Consider the following 21,681-nt stretch of genomic DNA (forward strand, 5'->3'; position numbering starts at 1 on the left):
ACTCAAAGAGCATCGTCGCATCGCCACCCGTTATGAAAAGACAGCAAGAAATTATATCGCTATGGTGAAATTAGGTTGTATCCGCTTATTTCTTAAGGCCATAATTTAATTGAGGGACATAACCTAGTTGATTTTTAATTCTAAGTCAAATATTTGTTGAGGCGGTGATTCTGCTCGGATTATTACAATGGAATTTTTGATTACCGCCTCTCGAAAATAGCCTTTTTGGATTATCCTGTATCAAACTGTGGGGGAATGGATAGAGCATATGCTTCTGAACTAGAATCCTAAGCGACAAAGGCCTGTAGGGATGCTACTTCATACAATAAATAAAGTAATATCGCTTAGGTGAGAGTAGACTTATTTAGTCAGCAAAGTTGCTAAGAGTTTATGATGCATTTTTATGAGTGAAAAATGTTAATAATTTCCGTATGAAATATAATTATTTAACTAAAAAATGTTAATTTTAAATGGCCATTTTCAAGACTTGCGCATAGTGTAATTATGAGCAAGTCTTTATTCTTTTATCCTATTTTTTGGGAGATTACTGCAATCTCAATAGGTATATCCTAATCTCTAATACTGGCTGATGCTTTTTTATTACCATCAATAATTATTATAGCAGATGCTTTTTTATTGGTTTTAAGAAAGTTATTTCTAACTTGCATAACTTTTTCAAATTTCTTACCGAGTTTTCCAATATCAATTATTACATATATCCCTATGTTCGTATCATCAGCGCTTTTATATATTTCTAATTGTTTTTCGTAACCATGCACCAACGAAGGATTCGGTGAAAGTTTTACTTCAACAACTATTTTTTTCTTAAATCCTTTGGATATTTTGAAGTCTACCGGCCCATTCCCTGAATCACTTTCTGGTGAGAGATCAAGATCATTCGCTTTGCAATATGAATAAGCGACAGTGAAAAGAAGGCGCTGAGCTGCTTTCTCTTTACGAGGTTTACCATCTGCACTCCAAAGTTCTTTCCATATTCCTTTTTCTTCGATTAGATTCTTAAACTCATTTATACCCGTTATCTTTCAAGTTGCCTCTTTGTTGGCTGCACTCACTCACCCCGGTCACATAGTTACCTATGCTCCCGGGGATTCGCTCCCTTGCCGTCGCGATGCATCTTGAAATCCATAGGGTATATAATAGTATTAACTAGCTTAATAAAATCTTCTTCAGTGATATTATCTTTTTTAAACTCGCTCAAGTCTAATGGGTGATCTTTTTGTATGGATTTAACTATATCTCGCCAGAAAAATTCTCCATTTTTGTCTAGCTTACTATCGTAGGGTAATTTGTCAATGTACCTAATTAACTCCAGAACTTCTTCAAATGCACTTTTACTTCTTAAAGCACTAGCCTTTGCTATATCTTTTTCAATTCTTGTCATTGATGTCCACAAACCACCAATTTTGCTGTTAAGCTTTTCTCTTAATTCATCATTATGTCTTGCAGCTCCTCCTATCTCACTCCAATCAGTTACAATTGGAAGAGCCCTGACTATATCACTTGGAACCAATATTAGTGGGCCATCGGTAACTGGGTTTATCAGTGCTTCAATTTCAGTTTTACTATTCTTTATCTTGAATTTTTTCGATGGTATTTTTAAATGTTGATTGACTCTGAATGTAAACTCTAAAAGGTCATGTAATATAATGTTAGTCGTCATGTCACTGATTCTATCAGGACCAATTCCTTCTTCAAATAAAGCTAACCCCATGAAGAAATCTTTATCTTCAACACCTAAATCTATGATTTGTTTAGCAACTTTTATTGTGGACTTTATTAACTTAACGCCCCATCCAGAACCATTTATAGAGCTGCTATAACCAAGGCATGTATAGCTCACCTCTGAGAAATTAAACTCTTTTAATGCAGCCTTCCAAGGTGGATCATTTTCCTGTTGTGAGGCATTTAAGAATTTCATTATTTTTTTAAATTTATCCTCGTAACTAATTACAGCTTTCTTATTAATTTCATAATGAATGCTATTATCAAGTAATAATGGATCAATAAATAAAGAAGTGTCAGCATTTAGTAATACATCTACTACCCCAAGTTCGTCTAGAAGATCAGGATCAATACCGGATAAACTTGATAAGCTTACTAAGGAATTAATCTTTGCCATATCGCCCTCATTGGACACATTTAATTGCAAAGCATAATAATTAAAAATGCAATTAATTATTATATAATAATAGAGTCACCATTTAAACCTATTCTAACTCTGTGTGTTAGTGTAACATTTATCAGTTGTTAATGGATATTACAACGATATATCAATGTACTTGTGAGTCCAGTCATTAGAATTATTATAGTTATACGTAGATAGAAAGTGGTCAAATTGGTGGTCTGTTTTTATTTTAAATAATTTAAATACAATGAATTACAATTTTTTAGCGAGTCCAGCCTTCGCGTCCACAAACTTCCGTAACTACCTGAAAAAAAATTACTTAGTTTTTGAGTCTATAATTGTCCATTTGTATCCGTTGACATCCATGATATTTGGGGGGCAGTTCTTTTCGATAATGAGTTGACCCCCAAATTATGCCTTTAACAGACATGGAAGCTCGTGTGGCAAAGCCCTGTGAAAAAGAATACAAACTTTACTGATGTACAAGGTTTGTATCTGCTCATTAAACCCAGTGGCTCAAAACGCTGGTATCTGAAATATCGGTTTGCGGGTAAAGAAAACCGGATTGCTTTAGGGGCATATCCTCAAGTAACACTAGGGAAAGCTAGAGAGCAACGCGATAGTATTAAGATAATTATCCGCAATGGCATCAGTCACAGTAAAAAAAGAGAAGTAGAAAAACAAGAAGCGATTGCCGAAACCTTAACGTTTGAAAAAGTGGCTAGAGATTGGCACAGTAGTAATAAGCAGTGGTCGATTGGAACTCGCTTCCAGACAACAACAAAGGATTACTGCTATTATGCTCTATGCGGTACAAAATGGCTTGATCGCTCGCAACCCTGCTCAAGATCTCAAAGGTGCGTTGGCGACACGTAAATCAACTCATCGTCCTGCTCTTCCTCTTGAAAGATTACCCGATTTTCTTACTCGTCTTGAACACTATAAAGGACGACACTTAACTATTTTGGCTGTCCGACTGACTCTATATATATTTATTCGTTCCAGTGAACTCCGCTTTGCACGCTGGAGAGAAGTTGATCTGGAAAAGCACTTTGGACAATTCCAGCAGAAAGAGAGCCTATTGATGGTGTTAAACATTCTCATAGAGGTTCGAAGATGCGAACGGTACATCTTGTACCTTTATCCCACCAAGCTCTTGAATTACTGAAACAGATAAAAAAATTATCTGGAGATAATGAGTTAATCTTTCCGGGCGATCATAATCCAAATAAGCCAATGAGTGAGAACACAATAAATGCTGCTTTAAGGACAATAGGTTATGACACTAAAACGGAAGTTTGTGGGCATGGTTTTAGAGCGATGGCTTGTAGTGCTTTGGTTGAATCAGGATTATGGTCAAAAGATGCAGTTGAGCGACAGATGAGAGCAACTCTCCTTCATCCTTCTGAAATACTCAAGTGCGGTGTTATTGTCGGTGTAAATGCAGCGACAACATACAGTTAACACATTGAATCGCATGATTAGGACAAAGTTGTTAAGTGTGGCTGAGTGAGATAAGCTTGAAAAACTCTTTAGCGTTGGACGTCTTACGTCTAGTCGGGTGATTAGCCAGACTCTAACTTATTGAACGCATTAAGGGTTGCGAAAGTGTCGCAACCTGAACTCGTTCCTCCTTCAGGTTGCGACACTTTCGCTTCCTCCAGTAAAGAGCCGAGCCCGGCAGAACCCACTCGCCGGGCTTTTTACAGGTAAAGTTATGTCGGTTATTAGTGGATTAGCTACGTTATTACACCAGAGTGAATCGGATGTAAGGTTGTTTCTGGAAAATGCCCCGAGAAAGTACAAAGTTTACAGAATTCCCAAGCGTACCACTGGGTTCAGGATAATCGCGCAACCAGCCAAGAGGCTGAAAGAGTTTCAGCGTGCATTTATGCAACTCTATCTCTTCCCTGTGCATGAATCATCCATGGCATACAGGAAAGGAAAGAGCATACGTGATAATGCTTCCGCGCACGCGAACAACCAGTACCTTTTAAAAACTGATCTTGAAGATTTTTTTAATTCAATCACCCCAGCGATTTTTTGGCGGTGCATTGAAATGTCTTCAGAACAGGCTCCTCAATTCTTAACCCAAGATAAGCCCTATGTTGAGCGCATTCTTTTCTGGCAACCTGTAAAGCGTAGCAAGAGCAGGTTGATGTTGAGTGTCGGCGCACCGTCATCGCCAGCAATATCAAACTTCTGTCTTTATGAATTTGATCGTCAGATGAACGAGGAATGCCAAAATTTGGGTATAACGTACACGCGTTATGCTGATGATTTGACATTTTCATGCAACATACAAGATTTATTGAGAACGGTTCCGGCAATTATTGAAGCGTTGTTAAATAAATTATTTAAAAATGCGTTGAGGATGAACCACGGTAAAACAGTTTTTTCTTCAAAGGCTCATAACCGTCATGTGACGGGTATCACGCTCAACAACGAAGGGAAACTCTCTTTAGGGCGTGAGAGGAAAAGATTTATTAAACACCTGATTAATCAGTATAAGTATGGATTACTAGATGACGCAGATAAGGCTTACCTGATCGGATTATTGGCATTTGCGAGTCATATTGAGCCTGAGTTCATTACCCGAATGAATGAAAAGTATTCTAATGAATTAATTGAACGTATTAGGAGACAGAGATGACCAAACAACTAGAACGAAAAGCAAAAGGTGGGAGTTTACTGTCAGCATTCGAACTTTATCAGCGCAACGTAAGCAACGATCTCCCCGAGGATAATAAAAATACAGACGAATGGTTTGAGCTTTGCTGGAAGTATCTTCAAAATGGTTACATCGATGAATCAGATAGATTTCATCCTGATAATGCATTATATCTTCGCAGCTTGTCATTAAGAGATTTTCGTCGATTTTCACATCTGGAAGTGAACTTTGAAGAAGACCTCACGATTATCATAGGAAACAATGGTAAGGGAAAAACCAGCATTCTTTCTGCTATTACCAAAACGTTAAGTTGGTTTAGTGCAAATATTCTCAAAGAAGATGGCAGTGGCCAAAGGTTGAGTGAACTGACTGATATCAAGAATGATTCTGAGAATAAATATGCCGATGTCAGTAGTAATTTTTACTTTGGAAGGGGTCTTAAAAGTTTATCACTTAGGCTATCCAGATCGGCCCCTGGCACTGCGGAGCGAAGGGATAGCATTATCAAGCCTGCTAAAGAGCTATCTGATGTATGGCGTGTGATTAATGAGAATAAGACGATAAATTTACCTACATTTGCATTTTACTCTGTAGAGAGGTCGCACCCCTTTAATAAATCTCAAAAAGACAGTGGGGAAAGAAGGGAAGAGCGGTTTGATGCGTATAATCATGCTCTCACAGGCGCAGGCCGTTTCGACCATTTTATCGAATGGTTTGTCTATCTGCATAAAAGAACGGTTTCAGAGGTTTCATCGTCTATTGAAATGCTGGAACAACAAGTGCGTGACCTACAGAAGTCCGTTGATAATGGGATGGTTTCGGTAAAACCGCTGCTTGAGGATATGAAAGATAAACTCGTCGCGACTATATCAAAGCATAATGCATCCATAGAAAATCAGATGCTGCCAGAATCAGCTCAAAGGAAAATTGTCGAGGAAGCGATTACCACTGTAGTTCCCAGTATCAGTCGGATTTGGGTTGAAACGGCAACCGGCGTTGACGTTGTAAAGGTCACTAATGACAGCCAGGATGTGACAATTGAGCAACTTTCAGACGGGCAACGTGTGTTTTTAGGGTTAGTTGCTGACCTTGCGCGGCGCATGGTGATGCTCAACCCTCTTTTGAGAAATCCGCTTGAAGGACGGGGCATTGTATTAATTGATGAAATTGAACTCCATCTTCATCCAAAGTGGCAGCAAGATGTAATAACAAACTTGCGTAACGTGTTCCCGAACATCCAATTTATCATTACCACACATAGTCCTATCGTGCTCTCGACTACTGAAAAGCGATGCATTCGTGAATTTGCAGAGAATAATGATGATAGTGGTGCGCAATTCTTACAGCCCCCGCTGATGCAAACTAAAGGCAGTGAACATGCTGAAATTCTTGAACAAGTGATGAAAGTCTTTTCTACGCCGCCAAATATTAAAGAGTCTCATTGGGTGAGTGACTTCGAAAGATCACTGGTTGGCAAGGATGAGGAGCTCAGTGAGCAATCTCATGATCTATACGAAAAAATCAAAGGGCATTTTGGTCCAAGCAGCCCGGAATTAAAGAAAGCTAATAGTCTCATCCGTATTCACAGAATGAAGAACAGAATCAATAAGATAAAATCGGAGAAGGACAAGCAAGGATGAAAGAATTAATTCGTCCGGAAAGGCCGGAAATCTTGCAACATTACATTGCGGGCCAAAATGCCTGGATGGATGTAGATCAAGGGGCGATTTGGCTTCGATTGGAGGAAATGCAAGGCGAATTTTGTGCATACTGTGAGTGTCGGTTGATTCGTAAGCATATCGAGCATTTCAGACCTCGGGATAAGTTTCCAGCCAAGGCTTTTGATTGGCATAACCTGTTTGGTTCCTGTGGCGACAGCTCAAAATCAGGTGGTTGGAAACGGTGTGGGATATACAAAGATAATGGTGCAGGGTCGTATGATGCGAATGATCTTATCAAACCTGATGAAGATAACCCTGACGACTTTTTGCTATTCCTGACTTCAGGTATGGTCGTTCCCGTTGACGGACTTACCGGTTTAGCACTGAAAAAGGCTGAAGAAACCATTCGTGTTTTTAATTTGAACGGTGACTCAAGATTGGTCGGTAGCAGAAAGACAGCATTGAAAAATGTCATATTAGAAGTTGAGGAGCTTTACGCAGCATATGATGAACTCGGCGAGGATGATTGGACCAAAATGCTCGATATGGAATTAGAGAATATCGAAGGAGAGGAGTTCAGTACTGCTTTGAAACATGCTTGGCGATACAACAAAGAATATGTATGAAAATGGGTATACCCGTTACAGATTATTGACAAAGTGCTGATTTTTTATCCGGCACTTTGTTTTAATTAAGTTCCGTTCACCAAACAGAGCTTGCCGCCATGTTAAGAACATCGCCTCCCCAAACTTTCCCACTAGAAACGCTCTCGCCTGACGAGCTGATTTAAATTGTATTTTTTGTCAATGGCGAGGATTTAAAATCCTCGTAAATAATTACATTAAGATATTTTAGACGGTATGATATTAAATTCTTTCAACTCTTTTTTTAGGAACGGATGACAAATTTTTGCTTTTTTTCTCAGCTCTAAATTTAGTTTCTCATCATAACTTCTATCAGCAGGGATGAATCGCAGGCTATTTTTATAAGCTTCCAATACATCAACTGGGCATACTAATTTTATATCACCGAATGCGTACAAAGTTACTCCATCAATCAGGAAGAATCCATTTTTCTCTAGGGCCCTTACGTTCCATTTTTTATTATTAAAAACTTCTAATGGATAGTTGTCTTCATTAATGAGATATGAATGTTCGTTATAATCACTAATGCCGGAAATTTTCATGGTTGCATTTACAATGAAAACGGGAATGGAGGTTATTATCCATGACAATGAAAATAAAGAAAAAATAACTGCATATCCTGTTATGTATACATTTTTTACAATTCCTTCGGATTTATCGCGACTTAGATAAACGGAACCAGGTATAAGAGAAAAAATAACAGTGATTAGAGATGTTGCTACAACGTATAACATCAGCACATTATCGCTTACTTCTCCTTTATTAGGTATTTTATTTATAATAAGAGATAATGGATATGAGTAGAAGAGGGTCATAAGAAAAATGGAAGCAGGTATAATAATGTGAAATAAACATGAAAGTTTAATTCTTGTGCGTTTGTTTTTATATTGCAGTACGTCTGAAATTAGGTTTCTATTAATTAAATAAGAAACTAGCATGCTGGAACTCAAAACAAAGAACACTGAAATTATAATAATAGTTGCTTCCATGTATTCAAATTTATCGGCCAGCCATGCTGAGAAAAGGAAAATACCAACCGCAAGTAAAGATATGATAAATGCAATTGTAACGAAATTTCCTCTTATTTTTTTATAGTTATGAAATTGATTACTTTCTTTCTTAATAATAGAGATGAGTAAAATTGATGGTATAAACATAAAAATCGAAGTAAGTACTATGCTGAATAAAAAAGTTGATGCAATGACGATGAAAAGATCTTTAAATGTTACGGAGCTAATAAATATATCTAATCGGCCTAACCGGTTAAGATAAAACCAAATAACAAACAACGCAATGAACCCCATGAACCCCATGATGGCTGTAGGTCTAATAACTCGTTTGACTAAATTTATTACTTCATTACCTATGTCGTTGTTGTCCATCTTGCATATCCTTCTAGTTAAATAAATAGTAAGTTTTATGGTGGTCACTCAGCTACCACATGGTTGTAGTTGAGAGAAATAGATGTGTAAAATATGATTAGACTCTCAATTTTCCTACGGCACGAGTAACACCGAAGAAAGTTTATTACTTCCATATATTTTCCAAATCTACATCTTTACTATCCGGTCGCTTTGAGCTTTCTAAGGCGTCAACTTGCAACACTATTGGCAGGTTAAACGATGTACCAGTTGCGACACAGCAACCTTTAGCCAAGTTAGGGATCATGCTCTTTGACATATTATCAAGTGTGCTAATTGTATTATCAATCAGAAGGAGGTCACGATCGTTGACCAGTCGATGAATAAAGAAATTATGTATCTGTGATACAATTGTTGGTGAAATATCTGCTGGCCGCTGACTGGATAAAGTCAAAAATACTCCGAATTTACGACCTTCCTTAATGATTTCTTCAAACATCTCAAGGCGATAATCTTTCCAGCTTTCACTTTCGCGACTTGATTGCTGAGAAAGGATGTTATGGGCCTCATCAATAATTAGATGAATTGTTGTGTCTGGAGGGTTAGTAACTTTATCTTTATGAGGATGATAGTAATGTTTGGCAACTAGAAGTGGCAGGGTTTTCTTGATTTCCGGATTGCATTTTCTCAGAGAAATTACCATTACTGGTTTCGTAATTATTTGATTCTCAGTAATAGTAATAACCTTACGTAAAGCGTTTAATGATGATTCGGTGCGTTTCAATAAAGGTTGTATGAACTCATATTGAACATAACCATATATTAAATCACATATTAACTGAATATTACACCGAATTTTAAATTCTTCAAAAGCATCAATCTCAGGTAATGTTATACTATTAATCATTGAACTGAAAACAGATTGGTAGCCGTTACCTTCAGCATTAAAGTAGTAATTCTTAGACTCATTATTAGTCTTAGTAGTATTTATATAAAAGCAATTATTTTTTGTATGCCATGCCACTTCCTTAAGTCGATGATATAAATCATCAAGTCCCATTAGCTCGGTGACTTCTCTAATTAAGTCAAGTGAATCGGGTTTGGGCTGAGCACAAGTAAATATAAGTTCATAAGTTTTCTTAATGTAGTTCAGTAAATTATCAGGATTATTAGAAAAACGTTCCCGACCAGTGATAATACGATTGATGAATGGTTTTTGTGTGTTTTGTGTAGCTTGAAAGAGTATGCTGAGAGTTTCTGTATCCCAGAACTCACTGGCGGAAAGTGGAAATTTATCTTCCTCTGTGCGGGTATTTAACCTATAGACACATTTAAATTCATTACTGACCAACTGATTTGAAGTGTACTCGCCATTAAAATCAATGACAACAAATTGACTTTTTTCTTTAATTTTTTGGATTTTTTGATCAAAAAGCGTTGTATATAACTTTGTTAATGTGTTGGACTTCCCACTGCCTGTATTGCCAAAAATCCCCATGTGAGCATTAAATAGGTTATACCAAGGTAATGATATAGGGAGGTCTTCTTTCATAAGTTTACCAATAATAAACTCTCCATGATTATCTTTTCCATAGATAACCTGAAGCTTTTCCTCTTCTAAAAGATATGCCTGATCTTTAATTAATGGAAGGTATTTAACACCTTCATTAAAATTACCTTTTTCAAAATAGCCGATTGGTCTTAATTCCACTTTCCTGACATAATATTTTTTCTCATTTTCTTCTATATACCTATGTTCATCTAAAAATTCTCCTTCTACGAGGCAGATGATATCCCTGAATCCTCTTTTTATCTTGATGTATTCTTTAATGGAAATTCCTTTATATTTCTTTCCATCATAAAATAATGTGTCTTTATTTGATTCTTCATAGACCTTAAGCGTAATTTTGATCCCATGAATAGCAATAACTTCACCAACTAAAATAGACATTTATTACCTCTTTTTTATTTATGTGAAGACATGGAAAATACATCCGAGTTAAAAATAGAGAAGTCCATGGTTTTATCTATTTTGACAAACTTTACATTTTTATATTCTTTGAACCAAGGGTAAATAGCCTGATAACTCTGTTCGTCATAGCAACAGATAAACATGGTAAGGGTTCTGTTTCCTAGAGATCTTTTTATTAAATTTCTGATATGTTCATCTGCAAATGAGAAGCCGAACACAACCAAAATAGAGTTTTTCTTCTCTAAAATGTAGCTCATATAGCGAAGCATTTGATAATAATGCTCTTCAAAGACTGTCTCGTGAAATTTCCATTTTGTTGGGTTTACAATGGGAAGGGCGCTATATTTTTCCCAAAATTCAGAAGATAATTTATGGAAATTATCAGCAAATTTGATATCTTCGAAATCTGTACGCTTGGAATTTGGGCATTCAATAACTGATTTAAAATGTTCCAACTCAGGAGTAGCAATGTCAATGAATTGATCTTGATTGTTACCATGATATTTAACTTGAATTGATTCGCCACTTTTTATCCAATATACAGAGCCATGCAAATGGATAATATTCAATTGTGGTATTTTATACTCACTATTGTCAAAGACTCCTTTTTGGACCTCGATTGAATCAAAATGTCTGGCTTCTAAAAATTTCGTCTTAAAACCTTTTGCGCCATCATTCAAATTAAGTGATATTTTCTCCTCCCTGAGTAGCTCTTCATAAGCATCTACAACACAAGAGTCATAGTTAGTCGTAAATATATTAATAATTTTACCATGTTCTTTGCGTACTTGAAGGAGGTCATAAAGTGTGCATATGAGTTTCTTATAATTATCTATTACTTGGGTTTTACTTCCATCGACTAAAGAGTCCCGTTCTTTTTCATCTTCCCAGTTAAAGGTCATAACGGGTTTAATACATTGTTTATAGTAATGCATAAACAATAAGGCTTTTAACTCTTTTTTTTCCATCTCATCAAAATATTGCCCCAATGTTTCAATTGTTTCCCATTGATTTTCGTTGATTTTCATTGCAGTAGCTAAAGTTGGAAAAATTCCGGATGATGCACCAGAACCAATCAGAAAACTGATTTCTTGTTCATATATGTCTTCTATCTCAATGCTATCTACTAACTCAGCCATTTAAACGCCTCGTGACTTAATATATTAAGATTTATAGTGTTATCAACGTAATAATTTCGTTCGGGATTTTGCTGTTAAACGTAATCTATCGTGGATGATTTTTTTGAGCAATCTTTGATAAATCAGCAAAATCTGAACAAGGCTCGTCATCAATGTGAGCACCCCGACCTAACATAATATCTTGTAATTCAAAAAAATTTGAATGATTCTGAGTTCATCTTCACCTAATAATTCTACATGTTCATGTAAAAATTCACGGTCGTTTAGCAGATCCAAATTGGCAATCCAAGCCATTAGACAGATTTGGACCTCACGTTGATGTAACGTCTCCAGACCATAGAATAGATCCCAAAATGGATTAATGTTTTGTCCATTGAATGAAAAAAACAAGGTATTGGTCGAAGTAATTCATTGAAGCAAGAAGTATAGCAGTAGAAACGTTTACACTACAATTAACGCGTTACCTTGAGTTAACGCTTCAACGAAAACATCTTGAATAGCGCGCGTATCTTTTTTTATCAGATTTTTAAAAGAGGGAGTGACCGGTTAAGATACGCTTATTGTTAGTAGCTGATTATGCAATTAGCCAGCAAGAAAACAGTTTTCGTTACAAATATGAACATTATATCAGGTAAGCGCCAGAAGATTCTGATCTTAAAAGAAAAGCCAGAGTAGTGGTTGCAATTAAAATTGCCTAGGTTGCGTATTCATTAATGAAGCATAATATGGATTATTGGGGTTATTATGAGTTTGGTCATGGGACGTAAATCATCTGGCCGTAAGGGAACAGCAAATTAAATGGATGATTTAACAAAATTATTCCCTGATGTTGCGAATGCCGGAGCATCTTCACTTCGATAAAAAATGAGTTCCAAAATAAAGCTCAATGCCCGTCAAGTCGAGGCTGTAGAGCCTAATAACATCACCTTTACCTAAGAACAGCAATCTTAGCATCACATAAATTCAAGCTCGGCTTTTTGAGTTGGGCGGTATAAGCAATGAATCCCAACACAACCTCTAACAAAAAGCCGAGCATATTAAGCCTCTGGAGAAGAGAGCCAACACGCTACACTAGTTCCCCTTCTAACACACCACACACATTGGCTTACCTGAAACTGGCTCGGGGTGAATTTCCGCTTTAATGCTGAATACCCGCTGTAATAATTTCGGTGTCATAACCTCCTCGGGTGAGCCTTGGGCGACAACCTGCCCTTGGGAAAGCAGCACCAGGTGGTCACAGTACCGGCTAGCCTGATTGAGGTCATGAAGTACGGTCACGACTGTTTTTCCTTCGTTGTTCAGCTCACGCAGTAGCTTCATCAATTCCACCTGATGGTTGATGTCAAGATATGTAGTGGGTTCGTCGAGCAGTACCACCGGTGTATCTTGGGCCAGAACCATTGCCAGAAAAGCGCGTTGGCGCTGCCCGCCTGAAAGGTCGGCAACGCGTTTATCGGCAAGATGGCTAATCTGAGTTTTTTCCATTGCTTGTTGTACAAGATGACGATCATGAGATGCTAAACGCCCCCAGAATGTCAGCCAAGGGCTGCGTCCATATGCAACCAGTTCATGGACGGCGATCCCCTCTGGTGTGAGAGGATGTTGCGGTAAAAGCGCCAGATGTTTGGCGAGCTTGCGTGAGGAAAAGTGCGTTAAAGGTTCACTATCTATTGTTATCTTTCCAGATAATGGTGTTAATAGCCGTGAAAAGCATTTCAGTAATGTCGATTTCCCGCAGCCATTGGGGCCGAGCAGCGCCGTGATTTTCCCGGTCGGGAGGGTGAGCGACAGGTCATTCAGAATGCGTTTTTTCCCATAGCCCGCAGATAACTTTTCCGTAGCCAGTTGCATTTAACGTGTCCTCACTAAAAGCCAGAAGAAATAAGGGGCACCAATGATGGCGGTCAGCACGCCAGCAGGCAGCTCTATCGGTGGAGCTATGGTCCTTGCCAGCAAATCGGCTAGCAGCAGAACTTGTGCACCCATAAGCATGGATGCGGGTATAAGCCAGCGATGCCGTCCTCCCACAAGTCTGCGAACGAGATGGGGTACCACGAGGCTGATAAAGCCAATCGGACCACAAACGGCGACGCCTGTTGCGGCAAGCGCTACTGCCAGCATTAATCCCCAGGATTGTACGTGTGGGAGCGAAACGCCCAGTGTGCTGGCGCTGTCATCACCGAGTGCCAGCAAATCTAAATCGCGACAAAAGCGTAGGCTGAGTGGTATCAGTATCATCAATATCGGTAGGGCTATAGCTACAAACTGCCAGTCGCGCCCCCACAGGCTGCCCGTTAGCCACAAAAGCGCGTTGTTGATATCTTGTGGGCGTGAGAGCATTAGGTAATCGGTGATGCTTGTCCAGGTAGCTGAAAGTGCCACGCCAACCAGTGCAAGGCGCAGTGGAGAAGAGGGGCCGGCGATCGCTCGTAGCAGGATTAGCGCAGCCATTCCACCGCCAAAAGCGAGTAGCGGAAGCCACTGCACTGACAGAGAAGGGAAAAGGATCAGCGCACTTACCGACGCCAGGCTTGCTGCATGATTGACCCCCAGTACATCGGGGGAGGCCAGAGGATTACGAACAATCCCTTGGACCAAGACGCCGGAAAGCGCTAGTGCAGCGCCTACAGTGATGGCGAGTAAAATACGTGGTAGACGGTACTGCGTTAGCACAAAGTGGTGTTTGTCACCGGGTTGCCAGCCGCTTATTAACGCGTCCCAGGGAAGTGGTTGCGTGCCCATGCGTAGCGCTAGCACCAGCGTAACTGCCAGCAACACGACTAAAAGTAAGATAACCTGACGATTCATGTTCGCTTCCTTGCTAGCCAGACAAAGCAAGGGGCACCAATCAGCGCCAGTACCGCACCTGCCGGGAGTTCTCCTGGCCAGGCCAGTGCACGGGCCAGTAAATCCGCAAGTAGCATAAATACCGCTCCCAGCAACATGCACATTGGCAGTGTGCGGCGCAGATCGTAGCCAACCCAGAACCGCGCCAGATGGGGCATTAGCAGACCAATAAACACGATTGGTCCCGCTACACTGACGCAGGCACCCACCAGAATCAGTACCGCCAGACTGGCGAAGATATGCAGTCGCGTCAGGTTCACGCCAAGCGTATGGGCACTGACATCGCCAGCGTTGAGCAGATTAAGTGATTTCGCCAGCAACAAAACTACAGGTACAGTGACCACCATGAAAGGGAATAGTTGCCAGAATTCAGGCCAGCGGACATGGGAGACTCCACCCGCCAGCCAATAGAAAATGCCGTAAGCATGATCTTCGGCAAGCAGTAGCGTAATACGTGTTAGTGCCATACATAAGGCCGATAAGGCAATGCCCGCCAGAATTAGCTGGTTGCGATCGTATTTTTGCTGCCAGCTACCACTTGCGGCCATCACTATCATCCAGCTAATTCCACCGCCACAAGCCGCCACCAAAGAAATGGAATATCCGGCCAGCGGTGCCGGGCTGAAAGCGCTGGTCAGCGCCATTGCCAGTGCTGCGCCACTGTTAATTCCCAATAAGGAGGGGGAGGCCAGTGGATTATGAGTGAGCGTCTGGAGTAGTGCGCCGGCCAATGCCAGAGCCGCGCCAAGCAGAATAGCAACCAGACTGCGTGGTAGCCGCAGATTGATAACCAGTGCTTCAGGCAATGTCGGTGTATGACCTGGCACCAGTGCCTTGAGTGCGCTGATGGCGGGAATGGGAATAGCGGAATAGCAAAACAGGCTTAGCCAGAATGCACTAAACAGGGCAACCAGCGGCAATCCCCAAAGCCAGACCGGATGATGGCGGCGTCTCATGGTGTTTCATTAACCGGTTGATGATGGAAGATTTTTACCGCATCACTGCCGATGCGTTCAGCGGCAAATATCCCGCGCATACGAGCCCAAGTATTGCTATCTACCGCTGTTATCTGATGCTTGTGCTGTGCTGTCATCATCTGCCACAGCGTATCTTGCTGCCAGCGCTTCACGATGCTTTCCTGGCGATAGTGGGCGACGATAAGCCAGTCAGGATTGAGTGCCAGTAACTGCTCTAAGTTGAGAGAAGCCATTGCTGCATGATTAACTGGCGCCGGAACTTTCAGCCCTAATGCCGTTAAGACGCTGCCGGTATAGGTATCGCTGGAGTGCAGGTTAAATTGCTGTTCGCGCGAGGTACCAAAAACCACACTGACGCCTTGTGGCAACTGACTGGCATAGCCTTTCATGCGTTCACGGTGTTCTGCCAGCCGTTGTTGCATCTCACTCTCTTTCCCCATCACTTTGCCGATGATCGCGGCAGATTGCAGGTTTTCTTCATAGGTTTCGTTACGGGATTTTAGCAGCAAAACGGGAGCGATGCCCTTGAGTGCCCGATAGATCCCCGCGTGGCGTTGACTGTCTGCAATGATGAGATCAGGTTTTAGCGCGCTGATGGCTTCAAGGCTTGGCTGAGCGCGAGTGCCGGTTGATTGCCAGGGCTTAATATGCTGGCGAACATCCGTGAAGATGCGCTGCGGATCATTATCATCGGCAATACCTACCGGGCTGATATTGATGGCGGCCAACGCATCAACAAACGATAATTCCAGCACAACTACGCGCTGAGGAACGGTATTGAGGGTAAAACTGCCCTGCTCATCTTGTACCGTGACCGCAATGGCATGGGGCAGGCTGGTGAAGAAGAGCAAAACGATAAACATTACGTGAATCGGTGCAAGCATAACTTAGCTCCAGAAATAGCAAAGCCGGGCAATGGCCCGGCGAACGGATTAATATAACGTCAGAATTTTACAGAACCTTGCATATAGAACGTACGTGGCTGCCCGGCGTAGAGGCCTTTGTTATTGTCATCATAGGAACGGGTGTAGTACTCGTGGTCGAAAATGTTTTTCACCCCAAAGGCTAGACTCAGATTGGCCATTTGTGGGCCGAAGTCATACGCCACGCGCGTATCCCACAGCATAAAGCCTGGAATGCGACCGGTGCTTCCATTGGCGCTTTCCTGCACGGTATTAGCGTTATCAGCAAACTGACTGGATTGGGATGTGCTGTTGAGGTTGAAGGTCCAGTTACCCGGTTTGTAATCTATGCCAAATGCACCTTTATGTTTCGGTGAGAACGGCACTTGATTCCCGTAGGTGTTGCCTTCTTCACGAATTTCTGCGTTGACATACGTGTAACTGGCGTAAACCGAAACGTTCTTCAGCTTGGGCGTAAGTTCGGAAAGGTCGTAACGTGCCTGAGTTTCCAGCCCTGTGTGTCGGGTTTTCCCACGTGCCGTAACAGTATCATTAGTCTGGTTGGAGTCGTACTGATTGTTGAAGTTAATCAGGAACAGCCCCATTTCCGCTGCCAATGCGCCGTCATCGTAGCGAGTTCCGACTTCCCAAGTTCGCGCCTTTTCAGGTTCTACATTGCCGCTTTTCACAGCCTTACCAATTTGGCTGTACTGTACGGTACCGAATGAGCCTTCCGTATTGGCGTAAAGATTCCAGCTATCAGTAACGTGATAAAGAACATTGAGTGCGGGCAGCGGCGCATCGTAACTTACTTCTTGGCGGGTGCCTTTCACATTGTTGTTTTGGAAGGATTTGATATGTTCGAATCGTATTCCAGGCGTGATGGTCCAGTTGCCGATATCAATGCGGTCGTCGATATACCAAGCATGAGCCTCGGTGCCGGAACGAGTATTACGGTCATAAGGGCTTGATGTGCTGGGTAATTCACCGCTGCTGGTGGCGGTGTAGTAACGCATTTCGTGACTGGCTTCATTCACATAACGGTAGCCAATCCCTACTTCGTGGGCCGAAGGACCTAAATTGAAGAGCTGGCTATAGCGTGGTTCGATGCTACGCACCCAATATTCTCGCGGGGAAAGGGTAATGCGCTTGCCCTGCTCAAGATAACCGCTGCGCAAGGTATGAGTGTATAAGCCCTGAATATTGAATTTGTGCTGCTGGTCGGGTTGATACTGATAGCTGAGACTTGCGAGCTGACGGCGGCCCCAGAAGCGGTCATATGGGCGAGTGGATTGCCAGCGATTGGCATCGTAATCGGCGCGTGAAAGGCCACCGGGCATATCCGCACTGCCATCGTAATATTGCAGTAGGCTGTTGAAGGTGTGCACTTCATTGGGTGCATAGCGGCTTTTGAGCATCACGTCGTCAATGTGCGTGGCGCTGTGCTCGCGCCAGTCGCTGCCGCGTGTGCCGGAGTAGAGAAGCGCTGTGCCGAAACTGTTATCTGCCGTACCGCCAATCATCAGATTATGGGTCTCTTTTGGATTATTTTGTGAGGATGTGGGGCTAAGTTGTCCTTCCACACTGGTCTCAATACCAAAATCCTGCGGGATAGCGCGGGTCACGAAATTCACCACACCACCTACGCTTTGTGGCCCGTAGCGCACAGCGCCGCCACCGCGTACTACATCTATTGCGTCCATATTGCCGAGAGATACTGGCGCTAATGATAGCTGTGGCTGTCCATAAGGCGCGAAGGGTACCGGAACGCCGTCCATCAGAACCGTAGAGCGGCTGGCGAGACGTGGGTTCAGGCCACGAATGCCAAAGTTCATCGCCAGGTCGTGGCTGCCGGTACCGTTGTTTTCCGGTGCGTTGACGCCGGGAATGCGGTTCAGCACTTCACGCATTGTGGTTGCGCCTGTTTTAGCAAAATCTTCCCGGCGGATAACATCACGTGCGCCTGCATGTTCAAACACGTCAGCTTCACGCGCACTACCTAGCCAGTCGCCTACCACGGTCAGCACGTCTTTCTGCGCAACAGGAGCGGGTTCGAGCGTGAACGTGTTATTGCCCAATGTTTTCACCTGCAAATCAGTGCCGACCAGTAAGGTGTTCAGTCCATCGGTGATGGAGTAATTGCCGTGTAGACCGCTACTCTGTTTGCCGCGGGTTAAGCCGGCATCTACTGAAAGGGTAATACCGGCGTGGGTGGAGTACTGATTAAGAACTTTATCCAGTTCGCCCGCATTAATGTCATAGTGTGCGCTAGTTGGCTCTACCGCAGCATACGTTATCCCTGAGGTTAGGCAAGCCACCGGTAACAGGCTCAAACGAATCGCCATTACCAGCGGTGTTGCTTTGTGAAGCGCGCGCAGTGGCTGTGCACGTAAAGGCATCATAACGTCTCCGTAATCATTTTGTTGCTGTATTCATTTATGAAGTCGAACGAGGAAACAAAAAGGACAATTGAAAATGATTATTTTTTACGTTAATGATTTTTCTACGGGCAGAACATTCACCCAAAAACGGGTAATATATTGAATCTTAACGGGAAGTGTTTTCTCTATGACGGTTAATATCGTATCGGTATTTTTCATCGGGAAAGTGCCGCTTAACCGTAGCGAGGCGACGGCTGGGTCGCAGCATAATATACCGCTTCGATAGCGGGAGAGGATTGCTATCACTTCATTCAGTGGCTTATCGCTGAAACTTAGTACACCCTGCGTCCATGCGTTGTCTTCGGCGGTTGCCGCGGTCAGTTCACCAAAATCGGTGGAGCTGAATCTTAGGCTTTCGCCCTGACGCACAATACATTTACGGTCGGCACCGGTCAGTATCACCTCTACGGCATGTTGCTGCACGCTAAGTAGTGTGGCGTTGGCTTCCTGACGAACCGTAAATTTGGTGCCTAGCGCAGTCAGTTGTGCATGACGGGTTTGTACACGCAACAGTTTTGCTCCGGTATCATGCCCGGTAGTGATGGCAATTTCGCCGTACCAGAGATGTACCAGACGTTGTTGAGGAGTAAAATGGACATCTACGGCACTGTCGGTATTGAGTGTAAGCAGTGTACCATCGCTCAGTCGATGATGCTGAATATCCCCTTTAATAGTATGGTAATCGGCCCGCAGGCCTTCTCCCACCTCCGAACACCACAGTTGCCAGCCACTGCCAGCCCCTAGAAGTAACAGTATGCCTTTCATCACCTTGCGTCGTGACAGGTAAGTTTCCTGAAGTGCGTGGCTTGCCACATTACCTGGCACTACAAGCATCTGGTTGCGCAGATTTTCCACTTGCTGCCATGCCCACTGATGATCCTGATGCTGTTCGTACCAGCGCTGCCATTTTTCAGTTTGCAGCGGGCTTACCTGATCGCTATTCAGTATCGCATACCAGTGTGATGCTGATTTTAATGCCTGGCGGCGAGAATGGGTTAACATGGTGTCCATATCAGAGTCCATGCTCCAGACGAAACAGCAGGCAGTGCTCGGTGGCTTTGGCCATATATTTTTTCACGGAACTGACGGACACATTGAGGCGTGAAGCAATGTCGCTGTAGGTCAAATTTTCAAGCTGAGACAATAAAAATGCTTGGCGCATTTTGCTGCTCAGGCCATCGATCATCTGGTCGATTTGTTGGAGTGTTTCAAGTTGACACTGACGGATCTCCGGCGAGGGCATAAATGCCTCGGGCCGTTGTGCCAGCAGTTCCAGATAGGCTTTTTCCAGCGCTTTGCGGCGAAACAGATCGATCATCACTCTTTTGGCGATCGTGCAGAGGAAAGATTTTTGGTCGCGAATGGCTTGTAGCGAGTCGCCGGCCATCACACGCAGGAAGGTATCCTGCGCTACGTCGTCGGCGTCAAAGGACGATTGCAGTTTGCGCGTGAGCCAGTTTTTCAGCCAGCCATGATGCGCGCCGTAAAGCGATTCAAGGGTTAGCTCAGCGGAAACAACAATGTGGTCAGACATAACCTATAGCATCAAAAATCAATAATCACGGCATTATCTTAATGTGAGAATAGTTATCATTACAATCATTACTAAGGTTTTTTATTGCATGTTGATGTGACTCAAGATCGGTGTAGCTGGGAGACTTATCTTCTGTTTCTTTAAGATGTTGGAGTGTAATCGTTGTCTTACCAGATTTCGATATGCGTATTCCGCCTAATTTGATCACTGATTCCAGTTACATTAATTTATTTGCCCATCGTTATTTGGGAATAGTGATCGAGGGGGAGTGAATTTCTAAGCTGACTTATGTCTGTCTAAGGGATATTTAGAGACGTTAGTAGTAGAGGGGTAGGTATTCTGGCACTACAGCTATTTGCCGAGTACCTTAAGTTTCTTGTTCTCCATAATTTTCTGTTTCCGTTGTTGGAAGGAATATCTCAAGGACAGGCGATGATACAATTTAAATTATAGGGGCGGATTCGACTAATAAGTGCAATTTTTCAGAAGGGCGGTCAGTTGCTATAGTAGGCATATTTCACTAAATATGCCCGAATTAACTAAATATTAGCTCTTATATTTTTTACATAGTTGTTTATTATAAAAAGCATGCAATTTTTTAGAAAAATATATTGCCTTAACAATAGAACCAATCTCACAGAAAAATATTAAAATTAAATGTACCAAAAGAACCTCGACGAAAAGGAAGAGGCACAGTTTGCTACCAGACTCCCAGTTAGCTTTACTATGTATTGTTTCAGTTATACCCTGAATCCCTGTAATAAACTCTCCTACAGAAAGACAAATTAATACAAGTAGTATTCCGACTGAAAAAAATAGTCTCTTTTGTGAAACTACAGGAAGTTCATTTCTTTTCTTCAAGAAAATTTTGTCTTGCTTCAGAAAGTCATAAGCCGATGACTGAACTGATAACTTCTGTTTTGAGTATAGATAGTCAAAACAGAATTGTAATGTGATAATAGGATATTTTAAGCCATAATCAGCAAGCTTTAGTTCTCTGGAGTAATTCTCGATTTTATTGTTATCATGTATTTCTTGATATATTAGTCCTATTGCCTCTGTTTTTTTATTTACTGGTAATATACTATATTTATCGTTTGTAATCATATTAATTAATTTAAAATGGGATTTTAGCGCTTTAAACAATAAATTAAGCAAAACAATGAATACAGGAATGGCAGCTATAAATTGAGGCACGGTCAGTCCTAAATCAGATATGAATTCTTTAAGAGTCATAAATTATCCTGTTTAGTTAAATTGGGAGAGGTTATTATGATATTTTTCATAGTTAAAAACCAGTAAAAGATCACGTGCTAGGGAGGTGGTTTAAGGCTGCCAAGCAATTATGCTTGGCAGTTTTGCATAGTAAGTGCAATATCATTACTC

At 41.9% G+C, this 21,681-nt stretch carries 16 protein-coding genes and 2 pseudogenes; 5 read left to right on the forward strand and 13 right to left on the reverse strand.

Annotation, left to right across the window (positions count from 1 at the left end; genetic code table 11):
• Positions 1-109, forward strand: a pseudogene (locus tag CKY02_RS13475) (IS5/IS1182 family transposase); the annotation flags it as partial.
• 460 nt (positions 110-569) lie between these two features.
• Here CKY02_RS13475 and CKY02_RS13480 read toward each other — a convergent pair.
• Together CKY02_RS13480 and CKY02_RS24680 are read right to left on the reverse strand one after the other, a co-directional pair.
• A complete protein-coding gene (locus CKY02_RS13480) occupies positions 570-779 on the reverse strand; it encodes a hypothetical protein (RefSeq protein WP_112895672.1) in 210 nt (69 codons plus the stop codon).
• 311 nt (positions 780-1,090) lie between these two features.
• The gene (locus CKY02_RS24680) at positions 1,091-2,140 is read right to left on the reverse strand and encodes a hypothetical protein (RefSeq protein WP_112895673.1); all 1,050 of its coding nucleotides are present in this window, start codon (positions 2,138-2,140) and stop codon (positions 1,091-1,093) included.
• Positions 2,141-2,559: 419 nt separating this feature from the next.
• Here CKY02_RS24680 and CKY02_RS25210 point away from each other — a divergent pair.
• From CKY02_RS25210 to ptuB, 4 genes and pseudogenes are all read left to right on the forward strand, one after another.
• Positions 2,560-3,556, forward strand: a pseudogene (locus CKY02_RS25210) (tyrosine-type recombinase/integrase); the annotation flags it as partial.
• A gap of 307 nt (positions 3,557-3,863) precedes the next feature.
• Positions 3,864-4,799, forward strand: a complete 936-nt coding sequence (locus CKY02_RS13500) for a retron St85 family RNA-directed DNA polymerase (RefSeq protein ID WP_112895674.1) — start codon at positions 3,864-3,866, stop codon at positions 4,797-4,799.
• The gene (gene ptuA / locus CKY02_RS13505; protein ID WP_112895675.1) at positions 4,796-6,457 is read left to right on the forward strand and encodes a retron Ec78 anti-phage system effector ATPase PtuA; all 1,662 of its coding nucleotides are present in this window, start codon (positions 4,796-4,798) and stop codon (positions 6,455-6,457) included. Before CKY02_RS13500 ends, ptuA begins: the two co-directional genes overlap by 4 nt.
• Positions 6,454-7,104, forward strand: coding sequence for a retron Ec78 anti-phage system effector HNH endonuclease PtuB (gene ptuB / locus CKY02_RS13510; protein WP_112895676.1), 651 nt, complete (start codon positions 6,454-6,456; stop codon positions 7,102-7,104). The genes ptuA and ptuB overlap by 4 nt, the downstream gene beginning before the upstream one ends.
• Before the next feature lie 215 nt (positions 7,105-7,319).
• Here the strand turns inward: ptuB and CKY02_RS13515 are convergent, their stop codons facing one another.
• From CKY02_RS13515 to CKY02_RS13565, 11 genes are all read right to left on the reverse strand, one after another.
• Positions 7,320-8,504 carry a hypothetical protein gene (locus tag CKY02_RS13515; RefSeq protein WP_112895677.1) on the reverse strand — a complete coding sequence of 395 codons (1,185 nt, stop codon included), beginning with the start codon at positions 8,502-8,504 and terminating at the stop codon, positions 7,320-7,322.
• Positions 8,505-8,649: 145 nt separating this feature from the next.
• Positions 8,650-10,434 (reverse strand): ATP-binding protein, encoded by a 1,785-nt coding sequence (locus CKY02_RS13520; protein ID WP_112895678.1) that lies wholly within the window; start codon positions 10,432-10,434, stop codon positions 8,650-8,652.
• 14 nt (positions 10,435-10,448) lie between these two features.
• The gene (locus tag CKY02_RS13525) at positions 10,449-11,594 is read right to left on the reverse strand and encodes an SIR2 family protein (protein WP_112895679.1); all 1,146 of its coding nucleotides are present in this window, start codon (positions 11,592-11,594) and stop codon (positions 10,449-10,451) included.
• Positions 11,595-12,677: 1,083 nt separating this feature from the next.
• Positions 12,678-13,445 (reverse strand): Fe(3+) dicitrate ABC transporter ATP-binding protein FecE, encoded by a 768-nt coding sequence (fecE, locus tag CKY02_RS13530; RefSeq protein WP_112895680.1) that lies wholly within the window; start codon positions 13,443-13,445, stop codon positions 12,678-12,680.
• Entirely contained in the window at positions 13,446-14,402 is a 957-nt protein-coding gene (gene fecD / locus CKY02_RS13535) for a Fe(3+) dicitrate ABC transporter permease subunit FecD (RefSeq protein WP_112895681.1), read from the reverse strand.
• A complete protein-coding gene (gene fecC, locus CKY02_RS13540; RefSeq protein ID WP_112895682.1) occupies positions 14,399-15,397 on the reverse strand; it encodes an iron-dicitrate ABC transporter permease FecC in 999 nt (332 codons plus the stop codon). The genes fecD and fecC overlap by 4 nt, the downstream gene beginning before the upstream one ends.
• Positions 15,394-16,302 (reverse strand): Fe(3+) dicitrate ABC transporter substrate-binding protein FecB, encoded by a 909-nt coding sequence (locus CKY02_RS13545; protein ID WP_112895683.1) that lies wholly within the window; start codon positions 16,300-16,302, stop codon positions 15,394-15,396. The genes fecC and CKY02_RS13545 overlap by 4 nt, the downstream gene beginning before the upstream one ends.
• 59 nt (positions 16,303-16,361) lie before the next feature.
• The gene (fecA, locus tag CKY02_RS13550; protein WP_112895684.1) at positions 16,362-18,722 is read right to left on the reverse strand and encodes a TonB-dependent Fe(3+) dicitrate receptor FecA; all 2,361 of its coding nucleotides are present in this window, start codon (positions 18,720-18,722) and stop codon (positions 16,362-16,364) included.
• An 84-nt stretch (positions 18,723-18,806) separates the two neighbouring features.
• Positions 18,807-19,772: a ferric citrate uptake sigma factor regulator FecR gene (gene fecR / locus CKY02_RS13555; protein WP_112895685.1), complete on the reverse strand. Its 966-nt coding sequence runs from the start codon at positions 19,770-19,772 to the stop codon at positions 18,807-18,809.
• 1 nt (position 19,773) lies between these two features.
• Positions 19,774-20,295, reverse strand: coding sequence for a ferric citrate uptake sigma factor FecI (fecI, locus tag CKY02_RS13560; protein WP_112895686.1), 522 nt, complete (start codon positions 20,293-20,295; stop codon positions 19,774-19,776).
• A gap of 546 nt (positions 20,296-20,841) precedes the next feature.
• Positions 20,842-21,531 (reverse strand): hypothetical protein, encoded by a 690-nt coding sequence (locus CKY02_RS13565; protein ID WP_112895687.1) that lies wholly within the window; start codon positions 21,529-21,531, stop codon positions 20,842-20,844.
• Positions 21,532-21,681: the final 150 nt, after the last annotated feature.

The sequence above is a fragment of the Photorhabdus bodei genome (assembly GCF_003287735.1).
GTDB lineage: Bacteria > Pseudomonadota > Gammaproteobacteria > Enterobacterales > Enterobacteriaceae > Photorhabdus > Photorhabdus kayaii.

Coding starts and splice junctions, on each gene's coding strand:
- CKY02_RS24680 (WP_112895673.1), bottom strand. CDS start 2,140: ATGGCAAAGATTAATTCCTTAGTAAGCTTATCAAGTTTATCCGGTATT.
- CKY02_RS13515 (WP_112895677.1), bottom strand. CDS start 8,504: ATGGACAACAACGACATAGGTAATGAAGTAATAAATTTAGTCAAACGA.
- ptuA (WP_112895675.1), top strand. CDS start 4,796: ATGACCAAACAACTAGAACGAAAAGCAAAAGGTGGGAGTTTACTGTCA.
- CKY02_RS13500 (WP_112895674.1), top strand. CDS start 3,864: ATGTCGGTTATTAGTGGATTAGCTACGTTATTACACCAGAGTGAATCG.
- CKY02_RS13525 (WP_112895679.1), bottom strand. CDS start 11,594: ATGGCTGAGTTAGTAGATAGCATTGAGATAGAAGACATATATGAACAA.
- CKY02_RS13520 (WP_112895678.1), bottom strand. CDS start 10,434: ATGTCTATTTTAGTTGGTGAAGTTATTGCTATTCATGGGATCAAAATT.
- CKY02_RS13565 (WP_112895687.1), bottom strand. CDS start 21,531: ATGACTCTTAAAGAATTCATATCTGATTTAGGACTGACCGTGCCTCAA.
- fecD (WP_112895681.1), bottom strand. CDS start 14,402: ATGAATCGTCAGGTTATCTTACTTTTAGTCGTGTTGCTGGCAGTTACG.
- CKY02_RS13545 (WP_112895683.1), bottom strand. CDS start 16,302: ATGCTTGCACCGATTCACGTAATGTTTATCGTTTTGCTCTTCTTCACC.
- fecC (WP_112895682.1), bottom strand. CDS start 15,397: ATGAGACGCCGCCATCATCCGGTCTGGCTTTGGGGATTGCCGCTGGTT.
- fecA (WP_112895684.1), bottom strand. CDS start 18,722: ATGATGCCTTTACGTGCACAGCCACTGCGCGCGCTTCACAAAGCAACA.
- fecI (WP_112895686.1), bottom strand. CDS start 20,295: ATGTCTGACCACATTGTTGTTTCCGCTGAGCTAACCCTTGAATCGCTT.
- fecR (WP_112895685.1), bottom strand. CDS start 19,772: ATGGACACCATGTTAACCCATTCTCGCCGCCAGGCATTAAAATCAGCA.
- ptuB (WP_112895676.1), top strand. CDS start 6,454: ATGAAAGAATTAATTCGTCCGGAAAGGCCGGAAATCTTGCAACATTAC.
- fecE (WP_112895680.1), bottom strand. CDS start 13,445: ATGCAACTGGCTACGGAAAAGTTATCTGCGGGCTATGGGAAAAAACGC.